9 protein-coding genes and 1 tRNA gene are annotated in these 10,196 nt (G+C 71.0%); 5 read left to right on the top strand and 5 right to left on the bottom strand.

Going from position 1 to position 10,196, the window contains the following annotated elements; genetic code table 11:
* Positions 1-204: 204 nt before the first annotated feature.
* Both AB0J39_RS35000 and AB0J39_RS34995 read left to right on the top strand, forming a co-directional pair.
* The gene (locus tag AB0J39_RS35000) at positions 205-1,101 is read left to right on the top strand and encodes an SDR family NAD(P)-dependent oxidoreductase (protein WP_363472663.1); all 897 of its coding nucleotides are present in this window, start codon (positions 205-207) and stop codon (positions 1,099-1,101) included.
* A gap of 179 nt (positions 1,102-1,280) precedes the next feature.
* Positions 1,281-1,856 (top strand): helix-turn-helix domain-containing protein, encoded by a 576-nt coding sequence (locus AB0J39_RS34995; RefSeq protein ID WP_363472660.1) that lies wholly within the window; start codon positions 1,281-1,283, stop codon positions 1,854-1,856.
* 111 nt (positions 1,857-1,967) lie between these two features.
* Here the strand turns inward: AB0J39_RS34995 and AB0J39_RS34990 are convergent, their stop codons facing one another.
* Positions 1,968-2,960: a substrate-binding domain-containing protein gene (locus tag AB0J39_RS34990; RefSeq protein ID WP_363472657.1), complete on the bottom strand. Its 993-nt coding sequence runs from the start codon at positions 2,958-2,960 to the stop codon at positions 1,968-1,970.
* A 231-nt stretch (positions 2,961-3,191) separates the two neighbouring features.
* Between AB0J39_RS34990 and AB0J39_RS34985 the strand changes: the two genes are divergently transcribed.
* Together AB0J39_RS34985 and AB0J39_RS34980 are read left to right on the top strand one after the other, a co-directional pair.
* A tRNA-Ile gene (locus tag AB0J39_RS34985) sits at positions 3,192-3,268 on the top strand.
* Positions 3,269-4,115: 847 nt separating this feature from the next.
* Positions 4,116-5,060: an acyltransferase domain-containing protein gene (locus AB0J39_RS34980; RefSeq protein ID WP_363472655.1), complete on the top strand. Its 945-nt coding sequence runs from the start codon at positions 4,116-4,118 to the stop codon at positions 5,058-5,060.
* A 145-nt stretch (positions 5,061-5,205) separates the two neighbouring features.
* Here the strand turns inward: AB0J39_RS34980 and AB0J39_RS34975 are convergent, their stop codons facing one another.
* From AB0J39_RS34975 to AB0J39_RS34960, 4 genes are all read right to left on the bottom strand, one after another.
* Complete coding sequence (locus tag AB0J39_RS34975) at positions 5,206-6,063, bottom strand: hypothetical protein (RefSeq protein WP_363472654.1); 858 nt, start codon at positions 6,061-6,063, stop codon at positions 5,206-5,208.
* Between the two features lie 93 nt (positions 6,064-6,156).
* Positions 6,157-6,921 carry an alpha/beta fold hydrolase gene (locus AB0J39_RS34970; RefSeq protein ID WP_363472652.1) on the bottom strand — a complete coding sequence of 255 codons (765 nt, stop codon included), beginning with the start codon at positions 6,919-6,921 and terminating at the stop codon, positions 6,157-6,159.
* Between the two features lie 23 nt (positions 6,922-6,944).
* Complete coding sequence (locus AB0J39_RS34965; RefSeq protein WP_363472650.1) at positions 6,945-8,003, bottom strand: hypothetical protein; 1,059 nt, start codon at positions 8,001-8,003, stop codon at positions 6,945-6,947.
* Positions 8,004-8,143: 140 nt separating this feature from the next.
* Positions 8,144-8,893 (bottom strand): class I SAM-dependent methyltransferase, encoded by a 750-nt coding sequence (locus AB0J39_RS34960; protein ID WP_363472648.1) that lies wholly within the window; start codon positions 8,891-8,893, stop codon positions 8,144-8,146.
* A 563-nt stretch (positions 8,894-9,456) separates the two neighbouring features.
* On the opposite strand from AB0J39_RS34960, the gene AB0J39_RS34955 reads away from it, so the two are divergent.
* Positions 9,457-10,053: a TIGR03086 family metal-binding protein gene (locus AB0J39_RS34955; RefSeq protein ID WP_363472646.1), complete on the top strand. Its 597-nt coding sequence runs from the start codon at positions 9,457-9,459 to the stop codon at positions 10,051-10,053.
* Positions 10,054-10,196: the final 143 nt, after the last annotated feature.

Genomic DNA, 10,196 nt, shown 5'->3' with positions numbered 1-10,196 from the left:
GGGGGGGCGCGGAGAACGTGGTGCGGCGGGCCCGCCGCCGCCCCCCCCCCCCCCCCCCACCCGCCTGTTCGCAGACACCCCCGTCCGGCCGCCCAACACCGCCCCTCTCCCCCCGCGGCTCTTTGATGCGGATAGTTCATCCGATTGTGCTACTGTCCAGCCTAACGGATGAACTATCCGTTTATTCGGATGAAGGGGCACATGATGAAGACAGCCGTAGTCACGGCAGGCACGGGGGGCATCGGCCTGGAGACCGCACTGGGGCTCGCCGCCGCCGGGTTCGCGGTGACCGTGGTCGGGCGCGACGCCGACCGGGGAGCCAGGGCGGTCGAGCGGATCGACGCGACGCGACCGGCGCACCCCGGCCGGTTCCTGTCCGCCGACCTCTCCTCGCTCGACCAGGTCCGCGCGCTGGCCGTCCGCATCGCCGCCGAGCACGCCGCGTCGGGGGAACCCTTGACGGTGCTGGTCAACAACGTCGGAGCGATGTTCGCCGAGCGCGCGGACCTGGGCGGCGTCGAGGCGTCGTTCGTCGTCAACCACCTCTCGCCGTACCTGCTGACCGAACTGCTGCTGCCCACGCTCACCGCCGGGGCGCCGAGCAGGATCGTGAACGTGACCTCGGGCGCGGTCGGCGCCGCCAAGCGGGTGTTCGACGCCGTCGAGCCGCCGGGCGGCTACTACGGCTTCCACTGGTACGGCCGCGCCAAGCTCGCCAACCTCGCGTACACGCTCGACCTGGCGAGGCGGCTGGACGGCACGGGCGTGTCGGTCTTCGCCGCCGATCCCGGAGGCGCCGCGACCGACATGACCGACGGCACCCTGACCGACCCGAAGATCGTCTCTCCGGTCCTGCGGCTGCTGTGGCCGCTGGTACGCCGCAAGTTCGAGCGATCCACCTCCGGTCCGGCGTCCGTGGCGGCCAGGCCCTCGATCACCGCCGCCACCGACCACGCGCTGACCGGCCGGACCGGTCTCGTCATCGGGCCCCGGGCACACCCCGTCGCCCCGTTCCGCGCGGCGGCCGACCGCCGCGTCGCCGAGGCCGTACGCCTGCTCAGCGAGGCCCACGCACCTGTGACGGCCGGAGCGGACGCATGAACCACCCGCAGGTGCCCGCCGGTCACACGGTCAGCGCTCTTTCGGGACTCGCATCGACTTCCACCGCTCTCCGTTCGCACGGCCCGCCCGCCGCCCTACGGCCAGGTCCCCCGGGAACGCCCGCATATGATTCGGACGACGAGCCGTGAACCACGACGAGCAACCCGGATGCCTCCCCCATGACGAGCACGCAGCTGCGCAAAGACGCCGCCCGCAACTGGGAGCGGATCGTCGCCATCGCCCGAGACCTGGTCGACCAGGGCACGGCATTGCAGCTCAACGACATCGCACGCCGGGCGGGCCTCGGTGTCGCCACGGTCTACCGGCACTTCGCCACCCCCGAGGCACTGCTGGAGACCGTCGCCGCTCCCTGCTTGGAAGCCCTGGTCGCGCATGGCGAGCAGGCTCTGGCCGACACCGACCCCCGGCGTGCGCTGGAGGGCTTCCTGCATCGCGTCGTCGAAGCCCAGGTCACCGACGCCGCCCTGCCCCCGGTCGCCGCGGCGGCCACGGACACCCTGCCGCGCACCGCGGAACTCAAGAGGTCACTGGCCTCCGCCGGCACCACCCTGCTCGAACGGGCCCGTCATGCCGGAGCCATCCGCACCGACCTCGCCGCCTCCGACCTCGTCCCACTCATGTGCGGCATCGCCCACGCCGTGGCCGTCCACGGCGGCGCCCCCGCCGACCGGGTCGAGACCGCCCGCCGTTACCTCGCCACCCTGCTCGAAGGCATGCGCCCCACACCGACCTGAGCGTCCCCGCCGGCAGGCGCAAGGGCCGGACCCGCTGTCAACGGACAGGGCCGATCATGCGGGATGCCCTGCTGACACGTACTTGGGACATGCCCCCTCAGCGCGGACGTGTCAGTGCGGGGGCGCGCCCTGTTTGCGGACGGTCCCGCGATCGGAAGCTGTGGGAGCTCCGGCCTTCGTGACCACGGCGGGCGGGACCAGCACCGCCGGGATCGAGACCGTCGTCCCGTTGGCCACGACGGCCGTGCCGTACACGGTCCTGCCGCCCGCGACCTCGACCACGAGCCTGGCGGCGGCCGCCGCCTGAGCCGCGACGTCGGTGCGTACAGCGGCCGTCCGCGCGCCCGGCCGGCCGTCATATCCGATCAGCGGCACCCCGGCCATTCCCGCCTTCGCCATCTCCGCCGCGACGGCCTGCGCCGCCGCTCCGCTCGCGCAGCACACGCCCCCCACCTTCGCCGCCCCGCCGAGCGCGGCGACGGCCGCGACGACCTCGCGCCCTGCGTCGCCGGGCCGAGTCAGGTCCCGCTCCCAGCCGACCGTCACCCGGCCGTCGAGCACGGCGTGCAGGCCCCGCTTCACCGAAGAGGCGTAGGGGTCGGCGGCGGGTCCGTTGACCAGCAGCACCGGTCCCGCGACCTTCATGGCGCCGAGCAGGGCCAGCGCCTGCTCCCGGCCTACGCGTGCCGGATCCGTCGCGACGTAGGCGTCCACCGGCCCGTTGGCCAGCCGGTCGTAGGCGATCACCTTCGCCCCGGACAACTTGGCCCTGGCCACCCAGGGAGCGGCGGCTTCGGGGTCCACCGCGCCGAGGACCAGCACCCGCACACCGTCGGCCAGCATCCGGCCGACCTGCCGCGCCTGTCTGGCCCGGTCACCCGACGCATTCGCGTACCGGACGTGGCAGCGTGGGCAGAGCGATGCCAGGGCCCGGGTGAACAGAGACCGGTCAGGTCCCTCGCCTGGAAGCAGCAGGCCGACGGTGAAGCCTTCCCGCACATCGCCGACCGCTCCGAGCTTTGCTCCCGGCTGCCGCCCACCCTGCCCACAGGCGGGGAGGGACATCAGGAGCAGCACGCAGACGCCCGCCAGTCGTCTCCCCACGGGGCACCCCCGATTCGTTGCGGAGCCACGTTTCGCAGAGCCGTCTTGTGGAGCGGTGTCGCCTCAACAGTCACATACCCCGACATACGCCGCATCACTCTCACGAGGTGAGTCCCCGGCTCAGGGCGGACGATCACCGGCACGGATGATCGGCGGGGATTACGCCCAGGGCCGAAGGCCGCCGATCCCCGATCCCCTCAGCCGCTAAGTTGTGAGAGACTCCACCATTGCGGGGCGGTAGCTCAGCCGGTCAGAGCATCGGACTCATAATCCGTGGGTCGTGGGTTCAAGTCCCACCCGCCCTACCACGTTCGATCAGGGAAGCCATGCCCGAGCTGCGGCTCCTCCATGGATCGTGTCCGCCTGACATGCAGCCGCCGGCCACCAAGAGTCGTTGTTCGTCGCCCGTCACGCCTACGTAGACCGCGTTCTCGAAGCCCTCTTCATCGGGTTGAGAGGCCTCACGCGAGCGGATGCCCTGGAGGGGCGTCAGCATGTTGTGGTGTCGACGGTGACCTGCCGGCTGGGCTCTCGCGGCCGGGTCGCCGCAGGCCGAGGACGGCGCCTGCCGCGACGAGCAGGGCGCCGGTGCGTCGGCGGGGCCCGCCCGGCCGAGACCGAGTGCGAGGGTCGTGAGCAGCGCGCCTACCGGCAAGAGGCCGGCGAACAGGCCAGCGCGGTCAGCGCGGTCAGGAGCAGGATGCCACGCGAGGTCAGGCGGACGCGGGGCAGGCGCCGACGGCCGACGACGGCGAGCAGGATGGCAGCGGCGATGGCATAGCGCAGCGCCTGCGCCCTTCCCCGAACCCGAGCGGGCCCGTTCGCGCATCGGCCGCAGAGCGTGGGCGAGGCGGACGAGCTCGTCCAGCACCTCGATGGCGGCCTGCGCACGGCCGGCGTCCGGACGGACGCGCCCGCAGACCTGTCCGTCCTGGAAAGCAGCGCCCGCAAATTGGAAACCCCCGCATGAGCGTCACCGGGCGAACCGAGCCGCATCAGTGGACCCCGGCGTTGAGCCATAGGGACACGGCCGCGTGACGCGGATCGTACGGCCGGATCGCGAGGGGCGAAGCGGCCCGCTCGAGCATCAGCGCGTACGTCCGCCCGAGCGCTAGGGGCTGTGGAAGGCGCCCACCGGCCGGTAGGGTCGATCGCGTGGATCTTGACGATATCGCCGCCCGGCTCGGGATACCCGTCGAGGACGTCGACCGCGTGCACCGGCTCGCCGGCGACCTGCCGTCGGCTCCGCTCCCCGCGAAGGCCGACGCACCCGCGATCCTCGCCCGGCTCGCGGTGCGGCCGGACGACACCGCCGAGATCATGGCGGGCTGGCCCGACCCCGACTCTCCGCTGTGGACCCCGGAGCTGCGCTGGCTGCTCGACCGCTCGATCGCCCTGGTCCGAGCCGATCTCGGGGGCTATGACTGGCTGCCGCCCGGTCCGGAGCTGCCGCGCGAGCGGGGACCCGCCTGGCGGCATCTCTACGTGTACGCGTACCTGGCCCTGGTCGACGTGGTGAGGGGGTACCACCGCGCCCACGGCATCGCCGATGCCGTCTCGTGGGTGACCCTCGCGGACCTGGGCCGCAATCTCGCGATCGACCGGCGGATGCACGGCGAGGGCTGGCCGGTCATGCAGGCCTGGCTGACGCTGCACGCTCGCGGCGGCGTCTACGAGCTGGGCCGGCTGCAGCACCAGCGCGGCGACGACGCCATCGGCCTGCACATCCCCGAGACGGGGCCGCTGACCCCGGAGGCGATCGAGGCGTCGCTCGACGAGGCCCGAGCGTTCTTCCCACGCCACTTCCCCGACGAGCGCTACACGTCGTTCTCCTGCGGCTCGTGGCTGCTCGACCCGCAGCTGCTGGAGTACCTGCCCGAGGACTCCAACATCGCCCGCTTCCAGCGGAGGTTCGAGCTGGAGCCCTACGAGGAGCCGGAGGGAATCGACGCCGACGTCGAGGTGCTGCGGTTCGTGTTCCGCACCCTGACCACGCCGCTCGACCAGCTGCCGCGGCGCACCGTGCTGCAGCGCGCGGTCGTCGACCACCTGAAGGCCGGCCGCCACTGGCGCTGGCGCCGCGGCCACTTCCCCATCTAGCCGCACTTTCAGGTGTGCCTCGCGGGTATTCCTCCGCATCCTGCCTGGCGTACCGGCCGGGCCGATCGCCAGGCCTCGCACAGGGCGTTCACGTAGTAAGGCCTGTCCGTTCCGATGAAGCGGAAGCCTCGGCGGAGCGATGGGGTCAGTCCGGCCAGGTCGCCTCCGAGCAGAGAACCCGGGCGGCCTCGTGAGGTTCGGCGTCGCGCACGAGGTAGTGCCTGTCATCCCTGTCGAGCAGGGTCACGATGCCCGAGGCGAAGACACGGCGGCCCCGGGGATCACGTAGGTGCACGATCCTGCCGGTCAGAAGGTTGCCGTCCTCGGGATTGCCGTCGGAGGTCGCCCTCTCCCAGCGCCACATCCGGTAGGTGCCGCCCGTGCCCTTGTCCGAGAGGTCATGCTCCTCGTGGGGAATACGGAAGGTGGGCACGTCATCGGGGTTCAACGCGCAGGAGATCGGAGTCGCGCTGACCAGTCCCGGCAGCAGCATGGCCATCAACTGCGCGCCGTTTGTCGCGATTCGCGGCTTCTCCGGCCGCATGGCCGCCCACTGCCCAGCCGTCGTGACGGGGACGGGCACCCGGCATGGCTCCTGCGGTGGCGCGGATCCGATCGGTGCCCCCGGTTTCATGTGGACGAGTGGGTCGAAGACATCGCGGGTCGGCCAGAACCGGAACGACCAACGGGTGATGTCCGGCTCGTTCACGTGCACGGTCAGGCCGTACTCGAAAAAAGGAGGGCCGATCAGGAAGTCACGACCGCTGTCGTCCATCACGCCCATCTGGATCACTCCGGTGTCCGCGGTGAAGGTGAGCTGCTCGATCGGCCTCCACGAGGACGCCGGGGCAGGTGGTTCGGCGTCCCACGCCTCCAGGCGGAGAGTGGCGGTGTAGTGCAGGGCCTCCGACTCGTCGTCGCGAAACACGGGGCAGTCGGTGCCGCCGTAGACGCAGAGCCCGCCGTACTGCACATAGAGCTCCTCGTCGAGATGCCGGATCATGCGGGCCACTGGTGTCCTTCGGATCGTCGCGATAACCGGAGGCAGCATGCCCTACGGCACCGACAGAACTCCGGTCACGCCGGCGGCCCCGTCTCACCGATCGCCAAGAGCGCGCTCCGTTCCTTCGGGTGAGCACGGGCCGGACGAGTAAAAGGCGGCGTCGGCGAGGACTTCAGCGGTGCGCCGGCCGGCTTCGATCGCGTGCCGTACGCGAGCAGGCGTGCAGCGCCCCCGCTCGGGGTCGTACTCGGTCATCACGATGCCGGCGTGATCCGTCTCCGTCTCGATCAGAGTGGCCCGCCAGCCGCGCTCTCGCAGTGCGTCCGCGAACCGGCGGGACTTCTCCACGTGCACGATGGCGTCCCGGGTCCCGTGGACCAGCCAGAACGGAACGGGATCGATCCGCGTCGCCGCTACGTCGTCGAGGGGGACGCGGCCCGTCGAAGGTGCGGGAGCATCGAACCCGGAGGCGATCGCGACAACTCCGGAAGGCCTCCAGCGCCCGGCGCCGGCACCGGCACCGCCGACGCCGACGCCCGCGGCGGCCTTCCCTCCGAGGGACCACCCGGCCAGGACGGTTCGTGCGGCGTCACCGCCGAAATCGCCGGCGTTGTCCCTGACGAAGACGATCGACTCCCACAGGTGGGCTCGCCCGCCGTCCGGCGCGTCGGATCGCCAGTCGGGCACGAAGACCACGACGCCCCGCTCCGCGACCGCGCGTGCCAGCGGGTCGAGCACGTCCCGCTCGTCGGGTCCTCTGCCATGCCAGAGCAACACGACCGGCCGCAGGGTGGAACCGTCGCACCGGTGGACGTCGAGGCCCTTGCCGCTCGGTCCGTAGACGACGCCGCGTTCCACCCGCACACCTGCCACCGTCGCCCTCACAAGCCATGTCCCGCGAATTCACGTCCCGCGACCAGGGTGGGCCCACGCGTGCGTGGCGCGGCCCAGGAGAGGGACGCGTGGCGGCCCCACTGCCCGACGGCGGTAACGGCAACCTCGAGAACCCGCGCGGTTTCCGTCGGCAGTTCACCGTAATCTCCCGGATGGGGTCGGGGACCCGCTCCGGCCGAGCGTGTGCGATCGCAACCAATGCGCCTCAATGATGTGGAAGGCATTCGTCGACCGGCGTAAAGGGATGGTCGCCGCAGGGAAATGACCCGACAAGACCCTTGGGTTAGGTGTGTTTTCTGGTGCGGAAAGCGGTTGTTTGCGCATTGCTGGGTGACTGTGCCTTTTGTTACCTCTAGCGTGAGAATCAGGGTCTGGATCCAAGGTTCGATGGATCGATTCGCGCTCCGTGTATCGGGTTTCCCGGTGACAGTCACGGAGTCGACGGAGTGATACTCATGCTCAAGGAAGCACTGGCTGCTGGCGTAATCACAGCGTCGGCCCTCATCGTCCCGGCGACGATGCAGACGCAGCCGGTCAATGCCGCCGGCAACACCACGCAAATCACGCAGAGTCCGACGCAGCCCTGCCCTGGTGGTAGGTGCCGGGGCCGAGAGCGCCACCGGCAGTACGGCCAGTATGGCCCTCAGCGCGGTCGTGAACGCGGACGCATGGAAGAGCGCGGCCGTGAACGCGGACGCTTCGAGGAACGCGGCCGTGAACGCGGACGCATGGAAGAACGCGGCCGTGAACGCGGACGCATGGAAGAACGCGGGCGCATGGAAGAACGCGGCCGTGAGCGCGGACGGATCGAGGAACGCGGACGCGAGCGCGGACGCTTCGAAGAACGCGGCCGTGAACGCGGACGGATCGAGGAACGCGGCCGTGGATTCGAAGAGCGCGGGCGCGAGCGCGGACGCTTCGAAGAGCGCGGCCGTGAACGCGGGCGGCTCGAAGAGCGCGGCGAACGCGGGCGATTCGAGGAACGCGAACGCTGACCGTGGTAGCGGCATCAGCAAGCGGGGAGAGTGAGGCAGCAAGAGCAGCAAGGACCGGATAACCGTACATCGAACCTGCTGGACCCGCCTGCCCCACGAGGTAGTAAGTAGCCTCGCGGGGCTCTCCCTTTCCGCCGAAGCCGGCACGGCCCGTTCGTCCGCGATTCCGCGGTCGCTTTCACGGCCGCGTCTCAAATCACCGGCGATGACGTCCTGCGGTAGACGGACACATGCGAACGCGACTCGGCGGTGAATTCGGTTCCCGTCCAGTCCGCATGCCTGGACTCCAGCTCGAACCCGGCCAGTTGGCCCATGAGGTCGAGTTCGGCCGGCCAGATGTAACGGTGAGGGCTGCGGAACAGCTTGGCCTGCTCGCTCTCGTCGAAGTGAAAGTGGTGCGACACGACGTGTTGCCGCAGCACGTCGTACGTGTCGAGGCCGATATAACCGGGTTCGCTCTGCCACACCACGGCCTGCTGTCCCGGCGGGAGCTTGCGCAGCTCGGGCACCCAGAGCTCGATCACGAAACGACCCCCGGACGTCAGATGCCGGGCGGCGTTGCGGAAGCACGCCACCTGCTCGGCCTGGGTGAGCAGATTGGAGATCGTGTTGTAGACGAGGTAGACGAGCGCGTACTCCCCCGGGGCGACGGCGGTCGCCATGTCGCCGACGACGACCGGGATCGTCGCCTCGTCCACCTTCGTACGCAACTGCTCGATCATCGGACGTGACAGCTCGATGCCGGTGACGGGCACTCCGCACTCGGCGAGCGGTACGGCCACGCGACCGGTTCCGATGGCGAACTCCAACGCCCGCCCGTCGCCCGCGAGTTCGGCGAGGCGATCGACGGCCGGCCCGAGGACCTCGGGCGCGAACATCCCGGTGCCCGGCGTGTCATAGCGCCGAGCGGTTTCGGCGTCCCAGATCTCCTCCTGTCGCATGCCCTCAACGATCACTCTCCACGTACGGGCATGTCCAAGTGTTTTCCGGCACACAAAGTTCGACCGTCTGGTTGTGCGTCCGCGATGGCGGCCACTAACGTCGGCCATGTGGTCGAAGATCGTCCGGCGTAGGACGAGATGTTCCACGCCCTCACTCACGACGCGCGGCGCGTCATGCCGCGCCGGCCGGCCACCGGCGCACCGGCCGCCGGGGAGCCTGTCGAACCGCTGCGGATATCGCCGTCGGCGTCCGAGGACGTGAGGGTGCTCGAAAACGCCGGACTGGTGCAACGCACGGTCGTGCGCTGCAGGCACGTGGCCGGTCGCGGCCGGGCCCTCTCGCGAATGCCGTCGAATGGCTGCGCTTCCGCGAGCGGTTCCGAGGTGACCGCGTGCACGTGCTGCGACAGGCCCTCGACCGTCCACCCCCCACACAATCGAGGAGGCGTCATGACCGCTGAGTCCGCGACCTGCCCCGCCGTACGGCGTGGGCGGACGTCGGCCGCACCCCCGCATACCGTCCACCGCGATCGGATCGACCGGCTCACCGTGGTGGTGACGCGGTGACGGCCGACCTGAAGCCCGCGGCGGACCGGCTCGCGGCAATCATTCGCGACGTGGCCGACGACCAGCTCACCGGGCCTACACCGTGCGAGGGCATCACGGTCGGCGAACTGCTCGATCACATCGACGGCCTCTCCGTCGCCTTCGCCGCGGCCGCGCGGAAGATCCCGCCGCAAAGAGGCGGCCTCCCTCCGGTGCCGGACGCGTCCAGGCTGGGCGAGGACTGGCGCGAGCGCATCCCGGCCCGCCTCGCGGAGCTGGTCGAGGCGTGGCGGGATCCGGCCGCGTGGACCGGCACGGCCGAGATCGGCGGCGGCGTGCTGCCGGCCGAGGCCGCCGGGACGGCCGCACTCGACGAGATCGTCGTGCACGGCTGGGACCTCGCCGTCGCCACCGGCGCCGCCTACCCCGCCGACGACCCGGCCCTCGCCGAGGCCGTGCACCGGGTGCACCAGTGGGTCGGCGCCGTCGTCGCCGAGCAGCCGCAGGGGAGCCCCGGCCTGTTCGGACCGCCGGTGCCGGTGCCCGACGACGCTTCGCCGCTGGACCGGCTGCTCGGGCTCACCGGCCGCGACCCCGCCTGGAAGCCTCGGTGAGACACGTCCGCTGAATCCGGTTCCGGCCGCCCGCCGCGCGGGACACCCGGCGGGCGGCCGGCGGGCCCCCGGCAGGGGGGGGCACCCCCCGCGGGGCCGGCGGCACATCGGGAGAGCGGCGGGTGGGGGAAGAGTGTGTTAGG

The sequence above is a fragment of the Microbispora sp. NPDC049633 genome (assembly GCF_040675265.1).
Taxonomy (GTDB): Bacteria; Actinomycetota; Actinomycetes; order Streptosporangiales; family Streptosporangiaceae; genus Microbispora; species Microbispora maris.
The sequence above is the reverse complement of the archived record's forward strand: the minus strand, read 5'-3'. Positions and strand labels throughout refer to the sequence as shown.

Coding starts and splice junctions, on each gene's coding strand:
- AB0J39_RS34975 (WP_363472654.1), bottom strand. CDS start 6,063: ATGATCCGGCATCTCGACGAGGAGCTCTATGTGCAGTACGGCGGGCTC.
- AB0J39_RS34995 (WP_363472660.1), top strand. CDS start 1,281: ATGACGAGCACGCAGCTGCGCAAAGACGCCGCCCGCAACTGGGAGCGG.
- AB0J39_RS34960 (WP_363472648.1), bottom strand. CDS start 8,893: ATGCGACAGGAGGAGATCTGGGACGCCGAAACCGCTCGGCGCTATGAC.
- AB0J39_RS35000 (WP_363472663.1), top strand. CDS start 205: ATGAAGACAGCCGTAGTCACGGCAGGCACGGGGGGCATCGGCCTGGAG.